This is a genomic window from Paenibacillus sp. alder61 (genome assembly GCF_020179875.1).
Classification (GTDB): Bacteria; Bacillota; Bacilli; order Paenibacillales; family Paenibacillaceae; genus Fontibacillus; species Fontibacillus faecis.
Genome location: NZ_JAIUDG010000005.1, coordinates 103,437 through 124,380 on the forward strand (window position 1 = coordinate 103,437; position 20,944 = coordinate 124,380).

A 20,944-nucleotide genomic window follows, 5' to 3' on the forward strand; every position below is an offset into this window, starting at 1 on the left:
TTGGGATGCTATAATGGATGAAGGAAAGAAGGGAGTGCTCAAACAGTCATGAAAACGTTGGTACTGGCGGAAAAACCGTCTGTTGGCCGGGAATTGGCGCGGGTGCTGGGCAGCCGCGAAAAACATAAGAGCCATTTCGAAGGTCCCAAGTACGTGGTTACCTGGGCGCTCGGCCATTTGGTCGGTCTGGCCGAGCCGGAGGATTACGACGGCAAATTCGGAACCTGGTCTTTGGAGGACCTGCCGATTCTGCCCGGCAAAATGAAGCTCAAGGTGCTGCGGGAGAGCAGCCATCAATATAAAGCGGTGCAGCAGCTCTTGCGCCGCCAGGACATCGGCGAGCTAATCGTCGCGACGGATGCGGCCAGGGAAGGCGAATTGCTGGCGCGCTGGATTATGGATATGGCGAAATGGAACAAGCCGTTTAAACGGCTGTGGATTTCTTCGCAAACGGACAAAGCGATCAAGGAAGGCTTTGCTTCATTGAAGCCGGGCTCGCAGTTCGACCGGCTTTACCAATCGGCCCGCTGCCGGGCGGAGGCGGATTGGATGATCGGTCTGAACGTCACGCGGGCGCTGACCTGCAAGTTCGGTTCGCCCTTGTCGGCCGGACGGGTACAGACCCCGACCCTGGGGATGATTATGCAGCGGGAACGCGAAATTATGTCCTTCCGGTCGGAGGGGTATCAAGTAGTCCGCGCGGATTTTGGCTCTTTTGAGGCCGTATGGCGGGGAAACGGCGGCGATTCGCGGATTTTTGAGCCGGGTCGGGCCGAGCAACTGCAGCGGAAGCTGGAGGGGCGGGGCGGAACGATCGTCAAGCTGACCAAAAGCGAGAAGCAGGTGCCGCATCCCCAGGCCTACGATTTGACGGAGCTGCAGCGGGATGCGAACCGATTGCTGGGCTTCTCCGCGAAGCAGACCTCCAACGTGCTTCAGCGGCTCTATGAGCAGCATAAGCTGGTCACTTATCCCCGCACAGATTCGCGTTACTTGACCTCCGACATGGTGGAGACGCTTAAGGAGCGCCTCACCAGCGTAGCGGTCGGACCCTATGCGTCGCTGGCCAGACCGCTGCTTCGCAAGCCGCTTCAGCCGGGCAAACGCGTAGTCGATGACAGCAAGGTGACGGATCACCATGCGATTATTCCTACCGAGCAGACGGTGCTGTTGAATACGCTGAGCACGGAGGAGCGCAAGCTGTACGACCTCATCGTGCGGCGGTTTATCAGCTTGTTCTATCCGCCGGCCCGGTTCGACAACGTCGCGGTCGTGATCGACGTGGACGGGGAGAAGCTGCACGCCAAAGGCGTCACGGTCAAGGACAGCGGCTGGAAAGCGGTGTACGACGGGCAGGCCGTCGCGGACGGCGAAGACGAAGACGACGAGGACCGCGAGGAAGAAGGCGGTTCGGCCTCGCTGCCGGAGCTGAAGGAAGGCGAGAAGCTGACCGTCAAGCGGTGCCGCCTGCAATCCGGCCGGACGCAGCCGCCGAAGCGGTACACCGAAGCCGCGCTGCTGACGCAGATGGAGAAGCATGGCCTGGGCACGCCGGCGACGCGCGCGGATATCATCGAGAAGCTCGTGAGCTCCGACACGATCGAACGGCAGGGACCCAGCCTGCATCCGACGGGCAAAGGCAAGCAGCTCATCGAGCTCGCGCCCGCCGACCTCCGCTCGCCGGAGTTGACGGCGAAATGGGAAGCGGAGCTCGAGCGGATCGCCCGAGGGCAGGGCAAGCCGGAACCGTTCCTGAACGGAATCCGGGAGATGGCCCAGACCCTCGTCAAAGGCGTAAAAAACAGCGAGGCCACCTACAAGCCGCACAATGTTTCGAACAGCCATTGTCCGGACTGCGGGACGCGGCTCCTCGAGAAAAAATCCAAGCGCGGCTTGATGCTGGTCTGCCCGAGCGAGGACTGCGGCTACCGGCGTTCGGGAGAGAAGCGCTTGTCGAACCGGCGCTGCCCGCAGTGCCATAAGAAGATGGAGCTAAAGGAAGGCAAGGCGGGCATGTACGTGCAGTGCCTCCCGTGCGGCATTACGGAGACGCTGAACAAGGATGCGAAGCACGTCAACAAGCGGGAGCAGCAAAAGCTGGTCAAGCAGTATGCGAAGCAGGAATCGCTCGGTTCCAATCTCGGGGAACTCCTGAAAGCGGCGCTGGAGAAGAAGGGAGAATAGAATAAAAGCCGCGGCCGCCCGGAATCCTAAGCCCGGGAGGTGATTTTATGCCGCATAACAAAGCGGAGAAAACCGAGAACCGGCAGAATAAATCCAGTATCCTGGAGGAGCATATCGCCCTGAAGCCCAAGAAGCAGGCCGAGTATCCTCCGAACCTCAACGAGATTCCGAAGCAGGAGTCTTAGACGCAGCGCTCCCCGCAAGGGGAGCACTTTATTTTATTTTCCTAATTTAAAAAGTTGGCGTTATAATGGAATCAGAAGGCATCCGCATAACTAACCCGACGGGAACGAGGAGGCGATAAGGTAATGAGGACGGGCTTGCTGGTCTGGCTGATATTTATTAATGCCGTGGCCTATATCGTCATGTCCGATGACAAACGGCGGGCCAGGCAGCGGAAGGAACGGATTCCCGAGAAGACGCTGTTTCTGCTGGCCGCGATCGGCGGAGCGCCGGGCGTACTGTTGGCCATGCAATTAAAGCGGCATAAGACGAAGCACGTCAGCTTCAGGGTGGGCATCCCTGCGCTCCTTGTTTTAAACGCCGCGTTATACGGGTATTTTTTTACTTGAGGGCCTTCTTTATGCAGTGAGGCATTCGTTTTTGGCAAGTGTGACAGGTTGGAGAAGTACATACTCTAGAGAAGTGAGGTGCTTTCCTATGTTATTTTCCAAAATACTAGCGGCCTATGACGGCTCCAAAGCGGCCAACAAAGCGCTCGATAAAGCGGTGGAGCTGATGAAGATGACGCCCGGCGCGACGCTCGAGGTGGTACACGCCTTTGACTTTCCGCGTTTTTATATCGCGGAGGGCTTCGCTCCCGTTCCGGCCAAGGTGAACCAGGATTTCTACGAGCTCGCCGAGAAGACGGTCGAGGAAGTGAAGAGCCGGCTGGAAGCCGACGGGGTTGCCGCCAAGGTGGAAATGGTGCAAGGGGCTCCGGCCGAATCGATTCTGGATTACGCGGACAAACACGGCAATGATGTCATTATTATTGGCAGCCGGGGCTTGGGCGGAATTCGCGAGTTCGTGCTCGGCAGCGTCAGCCACAATGTCGTGCAGCATGCCCGGATTCCGGTACTGGTCGTGAAATAACTATATATTTTGTAGAAAAAAGAAGCCGCTCCGCGGGAAAGGACAGGAAATTGCCGGTCCATTTCCCGGGAGGGCTTTTTTTGCAAATGCGGCCTAGGAGGACGCCTGTTTTGTCGGCTGATGCCATTTCAAGCAAGGCTCACTTCACACGGAATGTCCGGGGAGCGTACTTGGGCACAAGAGCGAACGCACATCCCAAATAAAGGACACTCAGCGCCAGCACGGCTATAGTAAAGTAAAGCGGATCCGGCCGCATTTGGATCGTGATCACGCTGACCATGGAAATGACCCAGTTGAAGATGAGAAAAAACGGGTTTTTGGCGTTCAATTCCGTGGTGTACGGCTGAAAAATATAGTACGAGAAAAGATGATGCACCGAGAAAAAGACGGACAGCGAAAGAACGCATATCCACATAAGTATCAGACTGCTCCGATTTACGCTAAAGTCTCCGGCAACGGACGCGACGATCGTCAGGATCAACCCGAGAATTCCGGCGATCAGCAGGTTCAGGCCGAGGATTCGGGCGAGCCTGAGCCGGAAATGCTCGGCCGCCGCCTGGCGGTAGAAACTGTGGCGGAGCAGTTTGAGATCGCAGTGGTAGAACAAAGCCTTGCAGATTCTTTCGCCGACGGACAGGAAATACTGGACGATTAGAAGGATTGGCAGCAGATGACCGAGCCCAGCCGCTACAGACGCCGCCTGTTGGCGGAACACGAAGACGGCGAGAAGGGCGGCCGCGCCGAGCCCGCCTAGAACCGCTAGGCGTTTTTTTACAGGCTCATAGATCAAACTGCGGTGCCGGGCGAAAAAGATCGCGTTCAAATAGGCGAATCCCTTTTTCCCCTCAAAGGCCTTGCTGGAGAGAGTCTCCGCCGTGTAGTCGCTCTCCTTGGTCCGCACGGTGCTTTTCTGCGCATCAGCCATCACCTTGCCGAGATCCAGCAGGGGATCATCCCGTTTCGTCGCCGCCTCGACCGCATCCTCATACCGCGTGAAGCGGAACAGCCGGATGCCCGCCGTGAGGCCCAGCGCCGCGATCAAGAACATGACCGGCCCGTTGATCAGGAGCGTTCCGGTCGCCGGAATCCACTCCAGCTGCAGCGGCGCGTAAGCCGCCGCCAAACCGCCCAGGATCACTAGCCAGACGATCAGATTATGCTTGATCAGGATTGTCCCGGTCCGGCGGAAAATCCAAAGATGAAGCAGCTCGCAAACGAGCCGCCAAAGTGTGGTTGCTATGGCTACGATGACGCCCGTCAGTGGAGAAGCCCCCAGCCGGGCGGAAAAGAACAGCAAAGCAGGCAGCAGGAACACCAGAAAGGCCGCGTAGCGATAGCCGAGAGTCGCCTGCATGTATCGGGTTGCGGACAGCCTCATGAGCTTGACCGCAATATACTTGTCCCGCTTGGGCTCCAGCATTTTGATATTGGCCACACCGGCGATGATGAAGCTCAATAGGAAGAAGATATGCCAAAATAAGGCCAATTGCTCCGGTGTACTCAAATGCCCGTCGGCCGCCCGGACCGGAAAGAAAATCACGAGCCCCACGTACAGCGAATGCGCCAGGAATCCCCAGAGCAGGCTAAGACAAAAGGCGAAGACGGCCGCGATCCGCTTGATGCGCAGGTTGCCGTAGATGCGATCCGAAATGCGGCGCCCCAGCCACGGCAGCCTTTGCAAATAATAGATGAGCATGTTCGCAAAGGAGGATACCCGCAAATTCAAGATCATACGAAGTGTGTTCAGCAAGAGGCTCACCCCTCCTCTCCCGGCTCATCTTGCAGCAAATCAATTACGCTTTGTTCGAACTCGGGACTATGCAGCAGCTCGGACGGAACGGACGACAGGCGTCCTTGATTGAGCACCACAAGCTCGTCGCATAAATCGGATGCAAGCTGCAGGATATGCGTGGAAAAAATCAGGATATGATCCCGTTTCATCTCCCGCAGCAGATTTTTCATCTCCAGAGCCACAATCACATCGAAAGAGGTCAGCGGTTCATCCAGCAAAATGACCGGTGGCCGGGTGATCATAAACAGGAGCATCTGAATTTTATTTTTCATTCCGTGGGAATAATTTTTGATTAACCGATGCCGGTCTTCCTGTTCAATGCGCATCATCTCGAAATACCCGTCGATATCGTGGTCCGGCCGGAGCTTGTCGCTATTGATGTCCATAAAAAACTTCACGAATTCATATCCCGTCAAAAACTCGGGCAGAATCGGCAGCGAGTAGATATAGCCGACGTCCTCCTCCCGCAGCTCCCGAACCGTTCCGTCGGCCTCTTTAAGATAAGCTTTGCCGCCATCGGCTTTCGTTTCTCCGCTCAGGCAGTTGAATAGGGTGGTTTTGCCGGCTCCGTTGCGGCCCAGCAGACCGTAAATCTTCCCTTGCTCGAAGTTGTATCCAGCACCACGCAGCACCTTTTTCCCGCCGTAGTCCTTCAGGATATCTTCTAAAATCAAGTGCATGTGCGATTTCCTCCATTTTTGATTTTCCTTATTTAGTCTATTACGAATACGTATAAAACGATGAAAGGTCGCGCGAAAAAAAGAGAGGGAGGTCGAAGGTATTGTTCAAAAACGAACATTCCAAAAACTACACATATGAATGTTCGGGTTTAAGTTGACATTCGGCGTAGGGGATTGGTAAACTTAAAGCAGCTTCTTTTCTTAAATATTAAAATAAATATATCAATCTCGTATAAAGCCGGGAATAAGGTCCGGCAGTTTCTACCCGGGAACCGTAAATTTCCGGACTACGAGGAATTCAGCGTCAGCCGTGATCCCCGGCTTCATTTTACCGAGAAGCTAGGGGGAAACCGGACATTTGTCGTCTTTTCGTCCGGGTTTTTCCGCGGATCAAGGGCTGCGCCAACATTCCCGTCATGGTCCGATCTTCCCGGTGGAGAACCTTTTCTCGCTTGAAGGTCGGGCTTTTTTTAACTCTAAAATAAACGGAAAGTAGGTTGAACAATGTCGGTACAGGTAGCTGTCATCATGGGAAGTACCTCGGATTGGGAGACGATGCGGCATGCGTGCGAGGTGCTGGACGAGCTGGAGATCGGATATGAGAAAAAGGTCGTATCGGCGCATCGGACGCCGGATTTGATGTTCCGGTTTGCCGAGGAGGCGGCGGGGCGCGGCATTCGCGTCATCATCGCCGGCGCCGGCGGAGCGGCGCATCTGCCGGGGATGGTCGCGGCCAAGACCGCGCTGCCCGTGATCGGCGTACCGGTACAGACGAAGACGCTGAACGGGCTGGATTCGCTGCTGTCCATCGTGCAGATGCCGGGAGGCATCCCCGTCGCGACGGTAGCGATCGGCCGGGCCGGGGCGGTCAACGCGGGGCTCCTCGCGGCGCAGATCCTCGGCGCGTTCGACCCGGCGGTCCAGCAGCGGGTGCAGGCCCGCCGCGACCGAATCACAAGCGAAGTGCTGGAAAGCAGTGATTCGCTATGATCCGCCGGGAGTTACTGGGTTCACTGGAGTCCTCCGGTACAAAGACGGGGGACGGCAAGGCGGGGAGCACGGCGAAGGCCCGCGAGGCTGAAGCGGCTTCCGGCAAGGCGGTATCCGCGGAGCGGCGGGAGCGTCAGGTGCGGCCGGGCGCGACGATCGGCGTACTGGGCGGAGGCCAACTCGGCCGCATGATGGCGCTCGCCGGCAGCAATCTGGGCTACCGCTTCATCGCGCTCGATCCGACGCCTGAATCGCCGTGCGGCCAGGTCGCGGAGCAGATCGTCGCCGGCTACGGGGACAAGGAGGCCGCGCGCGAGCTGGCGAAGCGCGCCGATGTCATCACGTACGAATTCGAGAACGTGGACGCCGAGGTGGCGGCGCTGCTCGAGCAGCAGTCGTACGTGCCGCAGGGCAGCCGGCTGCTGTATACTACGCAGCATCGCCTGCGCGAGAAGCGCGCGGTGGAGGCCGCCGGTGCCAGGGTGGCGCCTTATGCGGAGATCGGCAGCGAAGAGGAGCTGCGGGAGGCCGTCCGGCGCCTGGGCTTGCCGGCGGTCTTGAAGACGGCCACCGGCGGTTACGACGGTAAAGGCCAATGGGTCATCCGGTCCGACGAGGAGATCGGTCCGGCATATGCCGAGCTGAGCCGCGCGGGCACGGAACTTGTCCTGGAGCAGTTCATCCCGTTCGTCAAGGAACTGTCGGTCATCGCTGCCCGCAGCCCGCACGGGGAAATCAGCACGTTTCCCGTGGCGGAGAACATTCATGTGGACAATATTTTGCACCTGTCCATCGTCCCGGCCCGCGTCCAGGAAACGGTGCTGCGGGAGGCCGAGCGCCTGGCCGCCCGGATTGCCGAATCGATGGAAGCCGTCGGCTTGCTGGCGGTCGAAATGTTTTTGACGGAGAACGGGGAACTGTTCGTCAACGAACTCGCCCCGCGTCCTCATAATTCGGGGCATTATACGATGGAGGCCTGCGCCACCTCGCAATTCGAGCAGCACGTTCGGGCCGTATGCAATCTGCCGCTCGGGGATCCGGCCCTTCGGACCCCGGTCGTTATGGTCAACGTCCTGGGCGAGCATCTGGACGCCGTCAAAGAAGCGGTGGTTACCGGACGCTGGGGCGCGGAAGCGGAAGGCGGTGCAGATCCGGCTGGATTTCGGGTCATCCCGAAAGTACACTTATATGGAAAGAACGGCTCGGCTCCCAAACGCAAAATGGGGCATGTGAATCTGCTTTGCGGGGATGTCCAGGACGGACTTGATTTTATACAGCAAACCAATATTTGGAGGAATCAAAACTCATGATCGAACGTTACAGCAGACCGGAAATGCGGGCCATCTGGACCGAGGAGAACAAGTTCAAAGCTTGGCTGGAGGTTGAAATTTGCGCGTGCGAAGCCTGGGCGGAACTCGGAGTTATTCCGAAAGAAGATGTCGCGTTGCTGCGGAAAAACGCCTCCTTCGACATCGACCGGATCTACGAGATCGAGCAGGAAACGCGCCATGACGTAATCGCTTTTACCCGGGCCGTCTCGGAAAGCCTGGGGCCGGAACGCAAATGGGTTCACTACGGGCTGACCTCGACCGATGTCGTCGACACGGCGCTGGGCTACCTGCTGAAGCAGGCGAATGAGATTTTGGAAAAAGACATCGTCAACTTTATCGAGATTCTCCGCGAAAAAGCGCTGGCTTACAAAGACACGCCGATGATGGGCCGGACGCATGGCGTACATGCGGAGCCGACCACCTTCGGTCTGAAGATGGCGCTCTGGCATGAGGAAATGAAGCGGAATCTGGAGCGGTTCCGCCGGGCGGCGGACAATGTCCAGTTCGGCAAAATCTCGGGCGCGGTCGGCACCTACGCCAATATCGACCCGTTTGTCGAGGAGTTCGTTTGCCGCAAGCTCGGCACGAGCCCGGCGCCGATCTCGACCCAAACTCTGCAGCGCGACCGCCACGCCGAGTACATGGCCACGCTGGCCCTGATCGCCACCTCGCTCGACAAGTTCGCGACGGAGATCCGCGCCCTGCAAAAGAGCGAATTCCGCGAGGTGGAGGAAGCTTTCGCGAAGGGTCAAAAGGGCTCGTCCGCGATGCCGCACAAACGCAACCCGATCGGCTGCGAGAACATTTCCGGCCTGTCGCGCGTCATTCGCGGCCATATGATCTCAGCCTACGAGAACGTCACCCTCTGGCATGAGCGCGATATCTCGCATTCGTCCGTAGAGCGTGTGATCCTGCCGGATGCGACCATGCTGCTGAATTATATGCTGAACCGCTTCGGCAATATCGTAAAAAACCTGACGGTGTTCCCGGAAAACATGAAGCGCAATATGGGCCGCACGTTCGGCGTTCCGTTCTCCGGCCGCGTCATGACGAAGCTGATCGACAAAGGCTTCAGCCGCGAGCAGGCGTACGATACCGTTCAACCGCGCGCCATGCAGGCTTGGGAAACACAGCGCCAGTTCCGCGAAATCATCGAGGAGACACCGGAAATCACTTCAGTGCTAAGCCGCGAGGACATCGACGACGCGTTCAATCCGTCCTGGCATCTGAAGCACGTGGACACGATCTTCCGCAAGCTGGGCTTAATCGATTAATTAGACAAAGTAGACAGTACAGCCAATGCAGACATTGCAGACATTGCAGACATTGCAGACAATGCATCCGTCCTCACCAGGTGGACTTTTGGGGCTGAAATGTCTTTGCAAATGAGGACAAACAGAACACTTGTCCTGCCGGGAAACAGGGCGACTTACCGAACTAGATATAGCCCAGAGCAAGTATTCCGAATAGAAGATGTAGTTTTTGGGACGAGACGCCGAGGGGATATGAGCAAAAGTTGGTTGTCCACTATTTGAAAGACAAATTGGCAGAATGTCTACCCTATAAGGACAGTAGAAGGACAGTGTTGGGGGAAGCCACTTAGGAGCACTTAAGCAGGTAAGAGTACGCAAGCAGCAGGAGTAAGCAAGCAGGCAGGGGTACGCAAGCAGCAGAGTACGCAAGCAGGCAGGGGTACGTAAGCAGCAGAGTACGCAGGCAGGGGTACGTAAGCAGCAGAGTACGCAAGCACCAGGAGCGAGCAGTAGAAGCACGGTTGGATAGTAGCAAATACAAAAGGCGCAAATTAAGAAATGCGATGCCGGGGATTCCGAGGTAACTGGCGGTGTCCTTGTGAGGTGGATTTTTCGGGCTAAAGTGTCTTTTCAAAGGTGGACACGCAAACCGCTTGTTGGATTGAGCAGCGAGTGGATCTCTTAACCAGATATCGATGGTGGTTTGGGATTGGAGTACCATATATGGATTTTGAACGGTGGGACGAACTATAGTCGGTTTGTCCACATTTGGAAAGACAAATTATCTGAAATGTCCACCAGGTGGGGACATGGAATGAAGAGTGTAAAGTAAAGCAGTTGAGGAGAGGGAGGCCGCAGGATGTCGACACCGGCAATTTCCACGGCGGCGGGGCTGGTAAACGCTCCGCTGCTCTATAAAGGCAAGGTCCGGGAGCTTTATGACCTGGGGGAGCATTACCTGATCGTCGTGACGGATCGGATTTCCGCATTCGACTATGTTTTGGAGCCGGCGGTGCCGGACAAGGGGAATGTCCTGAACCGGCTGAGCGCTTTCTGGTTCGAACGGACGAAGGAGTTGATTCCGAACCATGTGATCCACACCGATGTGGACCGGCTTGGCGAGGTCGTCCCCGAGGCGCATCGGGAAGCGCTGCGCAACCGGATTATGGTGACGCGCAAGGCTCAGCGGATCGATATCGAATGCGTGGTCCGGGGTTATGTCACCGGCGGCGGCTGGAGGCAGTACGAAAGCGGGGGCGCGATCAACGGCATTCAGCTGCCGGCGGGGCTGCGCAAGAACGCCAAGCTGGAGCAGCCGATTTTTACGCCGGCGGCCAAGAATGATGTCGGCCATGACGAGGACATCTCGTTTGAGACGATGGCCGGTATGGTCGGTGCCGATTTGGCGGAGCAGCTTCGCAGCCGGACGCTGGAGCTTTACGGGTTTGCCCGCGATTATTGCGAGGAACGCGGCATTATTTTGGCGGACTGCAAACTGGAATTCGGCCTGGTGGACGGCAAACTGATCGTCATTGACGAGATGTTCACGCCCGACGCCTCCCGCTTCTGGGCGAAGGAAAACTACGCGCTCGACATCGAAATCGACAGCATGGATAAAGAACCGGTACGGACCTATCTGGCCGGCTCCGACTGGGACAAGAACAGCCAGCCCGAGCCGCTCCCGCAGCAGGTCGTGGAGGAAACGACCCGGAGGTACCGCGATATTTTTCACCGGTTGACCGGACAGGAGCTGCAATAATCTTTTTTATACAAATTCGCGGCGTGCCGCATAATCCATGACTAGGAGGAACACAGGGATATGATTAAAGCGACAGTCTATGTCACCATCAAGGAAAGCGTACTTGATCCGCAGGGGGTTGCCGTGCAAGGGGCGCTGCATTCGATGGGCTTCAGGGAAGTTAGCAGCGTACGGATCGGGAAGTATATGGAGCTGGAGCTCGACACCGATGACCGCTTCGAGGTGGAAGCCCGGGTCAAGGCGATGTGCGAGAAGCTTTTGGCCAATACGGTGGTAGAAGATTACCGCTTTGAACTGGAGGGCTAATCATGAAATTCGCGGTACTCGTATTTCCCGGTTCCAACTGTGATATCGACTGCTACAAGGCGGTGGAGGATACGATCGGCGAGCAGGTGGATTATGTATGGCACACGGCCACGGATTTGTCCGCCTATGATTGCATCCTGGTTCCCGGCGGTTTTTCATACGGTGACTACCTGCGCTGCGGCGCAATCGCCCGGTTCGCTCCGGTAATGGCCGAGGTGGCCAAGGCCGCCGAACAAGGTAAATACATTCTCGGCATTTGCAACGGGTTCCAAATCTTGACGGAGGCGGGACTGCTGCCCGGAACGCTGCAGCGCAACACGTCGCTTAAATTCCGCTGCCATGACACGGTGCTTCGCGTGGAGAACAACGCCAATCCGTTCACGGCGCAGTACGCTGCCGGGGAAGAAATCACGATCCCGATTGCGCACGGCGAAGGCAATTACTATTGCGATGAGGCCACGTTGGCGGAGTTGAAGAAGAATAACCAGATTATTTTCCGTTATGTGAACAATCCGAACGGTTCGGTGGACGATATCGCCGGCGTTTCCAACGAACGCGGCAACGTGGTGGGCATGATGCCCCATCCGGAGCGCGCCGTGGACCGTCTGCTCAGCTCCGAAGACGGAAAGAAAATGTTCACTTCAATATTAAAGGCATGGAGGGATCGGCATGAGTCAGCAAGTGTCCGCTAAGGAACCGACCGCGGAACAAATCGCGGAGCAGCAAATTTACAAACAGATGGGCGTTTCGGACAGCGAATATGAGCTGATCTGCGGATTCCTTGGCCGCAAGCCCAACTATACGGAAATCGGCGTGTTTAGCGTGATGTGGTCCGAACACTGCGCATACAAAAACTCCAAGCCGCTGCTGCGCCGCTTTCCGACCAGCGGTCCCCGCGTGTTGATGGGACCCGGCGAAGGCGCCGGCATCGTTGATATCGGCGACAATCAGGCGGTCGTGTTCAAGATCGAGAGCCATAACCACCCTTCGGCGGTCGAGCCTTATCAAGGCGCGGCGACGGGCGTGGGCGGGATTATCCGCGATATTTTTTCCATGGGGGCAAGACCTGTGGCCCTGCTGAATTCGCTTCGTTTCGGCAAGCTGGAAAGCGAGCGCGTAAAGTACTTGTTCGAGCACGTCGTGTCCGGCATCGCCGGCTACGGCAACTGTATCGGGATTCCGACGGTCGGCGGCGAGGTTGTGTTCGACGAGAGCTATGACGGGAATCCTTTGGTTAACGCGATGTGCGTCGGTCTGATCGATCACGACAAAATCCAGCGCGGCGTAGCCAAAGGCGTCGGCAACCCGGTGTTCTACGTAGGGCCGCCAACCGGCCGCGACGGGATTCACGGCGCGACGTTCGCTTCCGAAGAACTGACGGAGGAGTCGGAAGCGAAGCGGACGGCGGTTCAGGTCGGCGATCCGTTCATGGAGAAGCTGGTCATGGAGGCGTGCCTGGAATTGATCGACACGGGCATCGTCCTTGGAATCCAGGACATGGGCGCCGCGGGGCTGACCTGCTCCAGCGCGGAGATGGCGAGCAAGGCCGGCAACGGGCTGGAGCTGTATCTGGACCAGGTGCCGCAGCGGGAGTCCGGAATGACGGCTTATGAAATGATGCTGTCGGAATCCCAGGAACGCATGCTGTTCGTCGTCGAGCCGAAGGATGAGGCGCAGGCGATGGAAATCTTCGAGCGCTGGGGCGTCATTTGTGCGAAGGTCGGCAAAGTGACGGACGACGGGCGTTTGAAGCTGTTCCATCACGGCGAACTGGTCGGCGACATGCCGGTCAAGGCGCTGGTGGACGAGTGCCCGATTTACGACAAGCCATCGACAGTACCAGCCTATTATGAGCAAAACGCAGCGGTAGACACGCTCCGGTATGAGGAAGTCACGGATTTGGGAGCGACGCTGGAGCAGGTGCTGGCATCGCCATCGGTTGCAAGCAAAGCCTGGGTTTACGACCAGTACGACTACATGGTCCGCACCAGCACGGCGGTTCGTCCGGGTTCGGACGCGGCGGTCGTAACGATTCGCGGCACCCGCAAGGGGCTGGCGATGACGACGGACTGCAACGGTCGCTTCGTGTATCTGGACCCCGAGGTCGGCGGCCGGATCGCGGTCAGCGAAGCGGCGCGGAACATCGTCTGCTCGGGCGCGGAGCCGCTGGCGATTACGGACAACCTGAACTTCGGCAGCCCGGAGAAACCGGAAATTTTCTGGCAGATGGAAAAAGCGGTCGACGGCATGGCCGAAGCGTGCCGCGTGCTGGATGCTCCGGTCATCGGCGGGAACGTCAGCTTGTACAACGAGAACGCCAAAGGCGCGATCTATCCGACGCCGGTCGTTGGTATGGTCGGTCTCGTGCACGACACGGACCACATTACGACGCAAAGCTTCAAAGCGGAGGGCGATGTGATCTTCCTGCTCGGCGAAACGAAGGCGGAGCTTGGCGGCAGCGAGTTCCAGGCCGTGGTGCACGGCCTGACGGAAGGACGTCCGCCGCAGCTGGATCTCGCTGTGGAGAAGAAGCTGCTGGATGCGGTGCTCGGCGCGATTCAAAGCGGTCTGGTCCGCTCCGCGCATGACTTGTCGGAAGGCGGCCTGGCTGTTGCGCTGGCGGAATCCTGCATCAGCGGCGGACTGGGCGCTCAGGTTGATTTTGATACTACGCTGCGTTCCGATGTGGCCTTGTTCAGTGAAACCCAGTCGCGGATTCTGCTTTCGGCTTCTCCCGATCAGGCGGACCAACTGCAAGAGTTCATCGCTTCGCGCGGTGTTCCTGTGCAGCGGATCGGCCAGGTCGGAGGCCGGGATTTGGTCATCCGCGTCGGCGGGGCTTCCGCTTTGAACAGACCGGTGGAGGGACTCAAGCGGGTCTGGGAGGACACCATTCCATGTCTGATGAAATAAGACAGCAAGAGCAAGGGCGCGGTCTTTGGACAGGCGATTATTATAACGAGGGAACGACGCGCAGCGATATTTTCGACAAGCTTAAGGAAGAATGCGGCGTTTTCGGGGTTTACGGCCATCCGGAAGCCGCCTCCCTTTCCTATTACGGTCTGCATGCGCTGCAGCACCGGGGAGAAGAGAGCGCGGGGATTTGCGTGACGGACGGTGAAGCCTTCAACTACCACCGCGGCATGGGGCTGGTCAAAGAGGTGTTCGACCGCGACAAGCTGGAATCCCTGCGGGGCGATCGCTCGATCGGCCATGTGCGGTATTCGACGAGCGGAGACAGCCGGATCACGAACGCGCAGCCTTTGATTTTTAAGTACCGCGACGGAGACCTGGCGGTAGCGACGAACGGCAACATCGTGAACGCGCCGAAGATTCGCCGCGAGCTGGAGATGAGCGGCTCGATTTTTCAAACGACGAGCGACACCGAGGTGATCGCGCATCTGATCGCGCGGTCGCCGAAGGATTTCGTCGAAGCGGCGAAGGATGCGCTACGCCGGTTGGTTGGCGGGTTCGCGTTCCTGCTGCTGACGAACGACAAGCTGCTCGTCGCCAGCGACCCGAACGGCCTGCGGCCCATCACGATGGGCCGCCTGGGCGACGCGTACCTGTTCTCTTCCGAGACCTGCGCGTTCGAGGTGGTCGGTGCGGAGACGATCCGCGACATCCAGCCGGGCGAGCTGCTCGTGTTGGACGAGAACGGGCTGCGGGAGGAGCGGTACGCCGCTCCCGAACGGAAGGCGCTGTGCGCGATGGAGTACATTTACTTCGCTCGTCCCGACAGCGATTTGAACGGCTCCAATCTGCACGCCTCGCGCAAGCGGATGGGCCAGGTGATGGCGCAGGAGTCGTTCGTCGACGCGGACGTCGTGACCGGCGTGCCCGACTCCAGCATCTCCGCCGCCATCGGCTACGCGGAGCAGACCGGCATTCCTTATGAGCTCGGTCTGATCAAAAACAAATACACCGGCCGGACGTTCATCCAGCCGAGCCAGGAGCTTCGCGAGCAGGGCGTGAAGATGAAGCTGAGCGCCGTACGCCGCGTGGTGGAAGGCAAGCGTGTCGTCATGATCGACGACTCGATCGTCCGCGGCACCACGTCCCGGCGCATCGTCAATCTGCTGCGCGAAGCGGGCGCGACCGAGGTGCATGTCCGCATCACCTCGCCGCCGTTCAAAAACCCGTGCTTCTACGGCATCGACACGCCGGATCGCGGAGAACTGATCGCCTCGTACAAATCCGTCGAGGAGATCCGCCAAGAGATCCATGCGGACTCACTGGAATTTTTGAGTCCGGAAGGGCTGATCCGCGCCGTGGGCGGCGACAACCGGGACGACTACAAGGGCGGCCTGTGCATGGCCTGCTTCGACAACGATTATCCGACGCGGACCGATTTTGACGGTGAGGAGAAGTTCGGCTGCACGTGCTGAAACGGGACGGCGGGTTCACCTCATAGGTATTTCATGAGGTGAATCTTTGGAAGAGATTAATCCCTTAGTGTGGGATTAACAGGATTTTCTCCCGTTAATTTTGCCGAGAGAGGCGAGCTTTTGGGAAATAGCTGGAATTTCTCCAGTTAAATTGGCGGTTTTCGCCTAGTTGGTGCGATTTTTGCGAAATTAGCTGGAGGTTTTCCAGCTATTTCTCCGTTTGGACTGATTCAGGCGAAATTAACGGGATTTATTCCTGTTAAATTGGCGAGTACTAAGCTGATTCATGCGGCACTAATTTGTGCGGTTTTAGTTCATATGGTGCTGATTCATGTGACACTAATTCATGCGGTGCCGATTGGCGTCGCACCAAGTTTTTTCAACTCAATAACTTTTAAGGAGAGTGTCCTTACGTGTCTGAAGCTTACAAAAACGCCGGGGTGGACATCGCGGCCGGGAATGAAGCGGTAGAGCGGATGAAGAAGCACGTCAAACGGACGTTTCGTCCGGAAGTCATGACGGATTTGGGCGGCTTCGGCGCTTTGTTCGGTTTGAACAAAGACAAATATGAGGAGCCGGTGCTCGTTTCGGGGACCGATGGCGTCGGTACCAAGCTGAAAATCGCCTTCGCGATGGACAAGCACGATACGATCGGCATCGACGCGGTGGCGATGTGCGTGAACGACATCGTCGTGCAGGGCGCGGAGCCGTTGTTTTTCCTCGATTATTTGGCCTGCGACAAAGTCGTGCCGGAAAAAATCGAGGCCATCGTCTCCGGCATCGCCGAAGGCTGCCACGAGTCGGGCTGCGCGCTGATCGGCGGCGAAACGGCGGAAATGCCGGGCATGTACGCCGAGGGCGAGTACGACATCGCCGGCTTCACCGTCGGCGTCGTCGATAAGCGCAAAATCGTAAACGGCAGCACGATCGCCGCAGGGGATACGGTGATCGGCCTCGCATCGAGCGGCGTGCACAGCAACGGCTTCTCGCTGGTGCGCAAGCTGCTGCTGGAGCAAGCCGGCTACGCGCTGCAGGACCGTTTGCCCGAGCTGGGCGACGCCGTGCTGGGCGAAGTGCTGCTGACGCCGACCAAGTTGTATGTGAAGCCGGTACTGTCCCTGCTGGAGCAGGTGCAGGTGAAGGGCATGGCTCACATTACCGGCGGCGGCTTCATCGAGAACATCCCGCGCGTTCTGCCGGAAGGCGTGAACGTCGAGATCGACTACGGTTCCTGGCCGGTTCTGCCGATTTTCTCGCTGCTGCAGGAGAAAGGCGGCGTCAGCAACCGCGACATGTTCACGACCTTCAACATGGGCGTCGGCCTTGTGATCGTCGTGGCGGAACAGGACGCCGCGGCCGCGCTGGAAGCTCTCCGTGCGGCGGGAGAAACGCCGTACGTGATCGGACGCGTGACGGAGGGCGAGCGGATCGTGACTTTTAAAGGGGCGGACGTCTAATGCCGTCCCCTTACCGGATCGCCGTATTCGCCTCCGGGCAGGGCAGCAACTTCCAGGCGCTGCTGGATGCTTCCCGCGCCGGCGGGCTTGGCGGGGCCGAAATCGTGCTGCTCGTCAGCGACAAACCGCAGGCGCCTGTTGTCGAACGCGCGCGGACCGCGGGCGTGGACGCGTTTGTGTTCCAGCCCAAGGCCTATGCGCGGCGGGAGGACTACGAAGCCGAAATTGCCGCGGAACTGGAAGAACGGCAGGTGGACCTGGTCGTTCTGGCAGGGTATATGCGGCTGCTGACCGCGGTGCTGGTCGATCGCTACGCCGGACGGATGATCAACATCCATCCCTCGCTTTTGCCGGCTTTTCCGGGAAAAGACGCGATCGGCCAGGCCCGGGAGTACGGGGTAAAAGTAACCGGCGTTACCGTTCATCTGGTCGATGGAGGCATGGACACCGGAGCGGTTGTTGCTCAAACCGCGGTGCCCTTGCTTCCCGGCGACAGGATCGAGTCGCTGGAAGAGCGGATTCACCAAGCGGAAAAAGAGCTTTATCCGCAAGTCGTTACGTGGTTTGCCGAAGGCCGAATCGCGGTGGAAGGCCGAAAAGTGACGGTTAAGTCGGTATAGGTATAACGGGCGGATTCGTGCTCGTCTCTACCCGCTTGCGATATAGCGAACTATGGGAGCCATTTTGCCTTTGCTGCGAAAGAAGTCTTTTTCAGCCGGAGTCGTGTTGTTCGTTTCGATATTTCCCGAGAAATATCGGGTCAATCATTCGCCATCATAAAGGAGGAGCCAAATCGTGGGTATCAAAAGAGCGCTGGTTAGCGTTTCGGACAAAACAGGCATCGTGGAGTTTTGCCGCGAGCTGTCAAAGCTGGGTGTGGAGATTATTTCGACAGGCGGGACCAAGAGTCTCTTGTCGAAGGAGGGGGTTCCGGTCATCGGGATTTCCGAGGTGACGGGCTTTCCGGAAATTTTGGACGGGCGCGTCAAAACCTTGCACCCCGCGGTGCACAGCGGATTGTTGGCCGTTAGGGACAGCGCGGAACATCAGGCGCAAATGAAAGAACTCGGTCTGGATTATATCGACCTGGTTGTCGTGAACCTGTATCCGTTCCAAGAGACGATCGACAAACCGGATGTCACCTACGAAGACGCCATTGAAAATATCGACATCGGCGGACCGACCATGCTTCGTTCGGCGGCCAAAAACCACGCTTTTGTCAGTGTGGTCGTGGACGCGGCCGATTACGCCAGCGTGCTGGAGGAGGTACGGACGGGCGGCGATACGACGCTGGAAACGCGCAAACGGCTCGCGGCCAAAGTCTTCCGCCATACGGCGGCTTACGACGCGCTGATCTCCGATTATTTGTCGAATGTAACCGGGGACCCGCTGCCTGAACGCTACACGGTAACCTATGAAAAGATCCAGGATCTCCGCTATGGCGAAAATCCGCATCAAAAAGCGGCGTTCTACCGCAAACCGCTGGCTGCGGCGGATACGCTGACGACGGCGGAACAGCTGCACGGCAAGGAGCTGTCCTATAATAACATCAACGATGCGAACGCCGCGCTGCAGATCGTGAAGGAATTCGAAGAGCCGGCCGTTGTCGCCGTTAAGCACATGAATCCTTGCGGCGTGGGCGTCGGCGAAAGTATCTATGAAGCTTACCGGAAAGCGTATGAAGCCGACCCGGTCTCGATTTTTGGCGGCATCGTCGCGGCGAACCGGATCGTCGATGAAGCGACGGCCCTGCTTTTGAAAGAGATTTTTCTGGAGATTATCCTGGCGCCGGGCTTCACGTCCGAAGCGCTTGAGGTACTGACCCAGAAGAAAAATATCCGCCTGCTGAAGCTGGGCAATTTGGCGGCCGGCGGCAGCCGGAGCAGCCAGTTTGTCGTCACCTCGATCGACGGCGGCATGGTCGTTCAGGAAAGCGATGTTCACTCCCTGAAAGAGAGCGATCTGCAGGTAGTTACCGACCGCAAGCCGACCGAGGAAGAGCTGAAGCAACTGCTGTTCGGCTGGAAGGTCGTTAAGCATGTGAAGTCCAACGCGATTGTGCTGGCGAAGGATGATATGACCGTCGGCGTGGGCGCCGGCCAAATGAACCGCGTCGGTTCCGCGAAAATCGCGATCGACCAGGCCGGCGACAAAGCCAAGGGCAGCGTGCTCGCTTCGGACGCGTTCTTCCCGATGGGCGATACGCTCGAACTGGCGGCGAAAGCCGGCATCACGGCGGTCATTCAGCCCGGCGGCTCGGTCCGCGACGAGGAATCCATCAAAGTGGCCAACGAACATGGCATCGCGATGGTATTCACCGGCGTAAGACACTTTAAACACTAATACTTTGGCTAAGGCCTGGACGGCAGGACCGCTGCGGCGGCCCTGCCGATTTTTTTATCGGAGACTTCGTTACCCGGGAGGTAGGAAAATGGATATTTTGGTGATTGGCGGCGGCGGACGCGAGCATGCGATCTGCTGGGCGTTGGCGAAGAGCCCGAAAGCGAGGACGATTTATTGCGCGCCGGGAAATGCGGGGATCGGACAAATTGCGGAAATCGTACCGATTCAAGTCCATGAATTTGCGCGATTGACGTCGTTCGCACGCGAGAACAAGATCGATCTGGTGGTCGTCGGACCGGATGATCCGTTGGTGGACGGGATTGTCGACGCTTTTGAAGCGGAAGGCATTCCGGTGTTCGGACCGAGAAAAAATGCGGCTTTGATCGAAGGCAGCAAAACGTTCATGAAGGATCTGTTGAAAAAATACGGCATTCCGACGGCGGCCTACGAAAAGTTTGACGATTACGGGCAGGCGCTGGCCTACTTGCGGAGTCGGCCGGTGCCGATCGTGATCAAGGCGGACGGACTCGCGGCGGGTAAAGGCGTAACCGTGGCCTTCACCCAGGAGGAGGCTGAGCAGGCTCTCCGGCAAATCATGGTCGACAAAGTTTTCGGCGAGTCCGGCAGCCAGGTCGTGATCGAGGAATTTTTGACCGGCCAGGAGATGTCGATTCTGTCGTTCGTGGACGGAGAAACGGTGCGTCCGATGGCGGCGGCCCAGGACCACAAGCAGGTGTACGACGGCGACAAAGGGCCGAACACAGGCGGGATGGGGACGTACTCCCCGCTGCCGCATATCGCCGATTCGATTATCGAGGAAGCGATCGAGACGATCATTAAGCCGACGGCCAAAGCGATGGTTCAGGAGGGCCGCCCTTTCCGCGGCGTGCTGTTCGCCGGGCTGATGATTACGTTGGACGGCAAGCCGAAGACGATCGAGTTTAACGCCCGTTTCGGCGATCCCGAAACCCAGGTCGTATTGCCGCGCCTGAAAAGCGATCTGCTGGAGATTTTCCTCGCGGCCGTGAACGGCACGCTGGCCGAGGCGGAAATCGAGTGGAGCGACGAGGCGGCGGTTTGCGTCATTCTGGCGTCGGGCGGGTATCCGGCGTCCTATCCGAAAGACCTGCCGATTACAGGGCTGGACGCCGCCGAGTCGGACGCGGCAGGCCTCGTGTTCCACGCCGGCACGGCCAAGAACGAAGCCGGCGAGTGGGTCACGAACGGCGGCCGCGTGCTCGGCGTCGTCGGGCTCGGGCGCGATATCGCCGAAGCTCGGGAGCGGGCGTACGCCTCGGCGGAAAAAATCCGCTTCGAGGGCAAGCACAACCGCACGGATATCGCCGCCAAGGCGTTGGTTTAGAGG

Annotated in this window: 18 protein-coding genes and 1 riboswitch; of the genes, 16 read left to right on the forward strand and 2 right to left on the reverse strand. The window is 58.2% G+C overall.

The annotated features are described in order from the left end of the window. Window positions 1–48: 48 nt before the first annotated feature. The 4 genes from LBW89_RS06765 (at window position 49) to LBW89_RS06780 (ending at window position 3,279) form a co-directional block, all read left to right on the forward strand. The gene (locus LBW89_RS06765; protein ID WP_148456233.1) at window positions 49–2,184 is read left to right on the forward strand and encodes a DNA topoisomerase III; all 2,136 of its coding nucleotides are present in this window, start codon (window positions 49–51) and stop codon (window positions 2,182–2,184) included. A gap of 47 nt (window positions 2,185–2,231) precedes the next feature. Next, entirely contained in the window at window positions 2,232–2,369 is a 138-nt protein-coding gene (locus tag LBW89_RS06770; protein ID WP_170287157.1) for a hypothetical protein, read from the forward strand. Between the two features lie 123 nt (window positions 2,370–2,492). Then, window positions 2,493–2,756 carry a DUF1294 domain-containing protein gene (locus tag LBW89_RS06775; protein WP_148456236.1) on the forward strand — a complete coding sequence of 88 codons (264 nt, stop codon included), beginning with the start codon at window positions 2,493–2,495 and terminating at the stop codon, window positions 2,754–2,756. Window positions 2,757–2,844: 88 nt separating this feature from the next. Next, on the forward strand, window positions 2,845–3,279 hold the full coding sequence (locus LBW89_RS06780) for a universal stress protein (RefSeq protein WP_148456239.1): 435 nt from the start codon (window positions 2,845–2,847) through the stop codon (window positions 3,277–3,279). A gap of 139 nt (window positions 3,280–3,418) precedes the next feature. On the opposite strand, the gene LBW89_RS06785 is transcribed toward LBW89_RS06780, so the two are convergent. Both LBW89_RS06785 and LBW89_RS06790 read right to left on the reverse strand, forming a co-directional pair. Continuing rightward, complete coding sequence (locus LBW89_RS06785) at window positions 3,419–5,029, reverse strand: hypothetical protein (RefSeq protein ID WP_148456242.1); 1,611 nt, start codon at window positions 5,027–5,029, stop codon at window positions 3,419–3,421. Between the two features lie 5 nt (window positions 5,030–5,034). Next, a complete protein-coding gene (locus LBW89_RS06790; protein ID WP_148456244.1) occupies window positions 5,035–5,751 on the reverse strand; it encodes an ABC transporter ATP-binding protein in 717 nt (238 codons plus the stop codon). A 208-nt stretch (window positions 5,752–5,959) separates the two neighbouring features. Continuing rightward, window positions 5,960–6,061, forward strand: a riboswitch (purine riboswitch). 194 nt (window positions 6,062–6,255) lie between these two features. Here LBW89_RS06790 and purE point away from each other — a divergent pair. From purE to purD, 12 genes are all read left to right on the forward strand, one after another. Continuing rightward, window positions 6,256–6,741 (forward strand): 5-(carboxyamino)imidazole ribonucleotide mutase, encoded by a 486-nt coding sequence (gene purE / locus LBW89_RS06795; protein WP_148456247.1) that lies wholly within the window; start codon window positions 6,256–6,258, stop codon window positions 6,739–6,741. 188 nt (window positions 6,742–6,929) lie between these two features. Further along, a complete protein-coding gene (gene purK / locus LBW89_RS06800) occupies window positions 6,930–8,051 on the forward strand; it encodes a 5-(carboxyamino)imidazole ribonucleotide synthase (protein WP_373317745.1) in 1,122 nt (373 codons plus the stop codon). Continuing rightward, the gene (gene purB / locus LBW89_RS06805) at window positions 8,048–9,346 is read left to right on the forward strand and encodes an adenylosuccinate lyase (protein WP_148456253.1); all 1,299 of its coding nucleotides are present in this window, start codon (window positions 8,048–8,050) and stop codon (window positions 9,344–9,346) included. Before purK ends, purB begins: the two co-directional genes overlap by 4 nt. 838 nt (window positions 9,347–10,184) lie before the next feature. Then, window positions 10,185–11,084: a phosphoribosylaminoimidazolesuccinocarboxamide synthase gene (locus LBW89_RS06810; RefSeq protein WP_148456256.1), complete on the forward strand. Its 900-nt coding sequence runs from the start codon at window positions 10,185–10,187 to the stop codon at window positions 11,082–11,084. 60 nt (window positions 11,085–11,144) lie between these two features. Continuing rightward, window positions 11,145–11,390, forward strand: a complete 246-nt coding sequence (purS, locus tag LBW89_RS06815; protein WP_225038810.1) for a phosphoribosylformylglycinamidine synthase subunit PurS — start codon at window positions 11,145–11,147, stop codon at window positions 11,388–11,390. Between the two features lie 2 nt (window positions 11,391–11,392). Next, the gene (gene purQ / locus LBW89_RS06820; protein WP_148456262.1) at window positions 11,393–12,082 is read left to right on the forward strand and encodes a phosphoribosylformylglycinamidine synthase subunit PurQ; all 690 of its coding nucleotides are present in this window, start codon (window positions 11,393–11,395) and stop codon (window positions 12,080–12,082) included. Then, window positions 12,060–14,303 (forward strand): phosphoribosylformylglycinamidine synthase subunit PurL, encoded by a 2,244-nt coding sequence (gene purL, locus LBW89_RS06825; protein ID WP_148456264.1) that lies wholly within the window; start codon window positions 12,060–12,062, stop codon window positions 14,301–14,303. The genes purQ and purL overlap by 23 nt, the downstream gene beginning before the upstream one ends. After that, window positions 14,288–15,778, forward strand: a complete 1,491-nt coding sequence (purF, locus tag LBW89_RS06830) for an amidophosphoribosyltransferase (RefSeq protein WP_148456267.1) — start codon at window positions 14,288–14,290, stop codon at window positions 15,776–15,778. The genes purL and purF overlap by 16 nt, the downstream gene beginning before the upstream one ends. Window positions 15,779–16,191: 413 nt before the next feature. Next, window positions 16,192–17,235: a phosphoribosylformylglycinamidine cyclo-ligase gene (gene purM, locus LBW89_RS06835; protein ID WP_148456270.1), complete on the forward strand. Its 1,044-nt coding sequence runs from the start codon at window positions 16,192–16,194 to the stop codon at window positions 17,233–17,235. Beyond that, a complete protein-coding gene (purN, locus tag LBW89_RS06840; RefSeq protein ID WP_148456273.1) occupies window positions 17,235–17,855 on the forward strand; it encodes a phosphoribosylglycinamide formyltransferase in 621 nt (206 codons plus the stop codon). The genes purM and purN overlap by 1 nt, the downstream gene beginning before the upstream one ends. 175 nt (window positions 17,856–18,030) lie before the next feature. Beyond that, the gene (gene purH / locus LBW89_RS06845) at window positions 18,031–19,578 is read left to right on the forward strand and encodes a bifunctional phosphoribosylaminoimidazolecarboxamide formyltransferase/IMP cyclohydrolase (protein WP_148456277.1); all 1,548 of its coding nucleotides are present in this window, start codon (window positions 18,031–18,033) and stop codon (window positions 19,576–19,578) included. An 88-nt stretch (window positions 19,579–19,666) separates the two neighbouring features. Next, complete coding sequence (purD, locus tag LBW89_RS06850; protein ID WP_148456280.1) at window positions 19,667–20,941, forward strand: phosphoribosylamine--glycine ligase; 1,275 nt, start codon at window positions 19,667–19,669, stop codon at window positions 20,939–20,941. The last annotated feature ends 3 nt before the right edge of the window (window positions 20,942–20,944 follow it).

Coding starts and splice junctions, on each gene's coding strand:
- LBW89_RS06765 (WP_148456233.1), top strand. CDS start 49: ATGAAAACGTTGGTACTGGCGGAAAAACCGTCTGTTGGCCGGGAATTG.
- LBW89_RS06770 (WP_170287157.1), top strand. CDS start 2,232: ATGCCGCATAACAAAGCGGAGAAAACCGAGAACCGGCAGAATAAATCC.
- LBW89_RS06775 (WP_148456236.1), top strand. CDS start 2,493: ATGAGGACGGGCTTGCTGGTCTGGCTGATATTTATTAATGCCGTGGCC.
- LBW89_RS06780 (WP_148456239.1), top strand. CDS start 2,845: ATGTTATTTTCCAAAATACTAGCGGCCTATGACGGCTCCAAAGCGGCC.
- LBW89_RS06790 (WP_148456244.1), bottom strand. CDS start 5,751: ATGCACTTGATTTTAGAAGATATCCTGAAGGACTACGGCGGGAAAAAG.
- purE (WP_148456247.1), top strand. CDS start 6,256: ATGTCGGTACAGGTAGCTGTCATCATGGGAAGTACCTCGGATTGGGAG.
- purK (WP_373317745.1), top strand. CDS start 6,930: ATGATGGCGCTCGCCGGCAGCAATCTGGGCTACCGCTTCATCGCGCTC.
- purB (WP_148456253.1), top strand. CDS start 8,048: ATGATCGAACGTTACAGCAGACCGGAAATGCGGGCCATCTGGACCGAG.
- LBW89_RS06810 (WP_148456256.1), top strand. CDS start 10,185: ATGTCGACACCGGCAATTTCCACGGCGGCGGGGCTGGTAAACGCTCCG.
- purS (WP_225038810.1), top strand. CDS start 11,145: ATGATTAAAGCGACAGTCTATGTCACCATCAAGGAAAGCGTACTTGAT.
- purQ (WP_148456262.1), top strand. CDS start 11,393: ATGAAATTCGCGGTACTCGTATTTCCCGGTTCCAACTGTGATATCGAC.
- purL (WP_148456264.1), top strand. CDS start 12,060: ATGAGTCAGCAAGTGTCCGCTAAGGAACCGACCGCGGAACAAATCGCG.
- purF (WP_148456267.1), top strand. CDS start 14,288: ATGTCTGATGAAATAAGACAGCAAGAGCAAGGGCGCGGTCTTTGGACA.
- purN (WP_148456273.1), top strand. CDS start 17,235: ATGCCGTCCCCTTACCGGATCGCCGTATTCGCCTCCGGGCAGGGCAGC.
- purD (WP_148456280.1), top strand. CDS start 19,667: ATGGATATTTTGGTGATTGGCGGCGGCGGACGCGAGCATGCGATCTGC.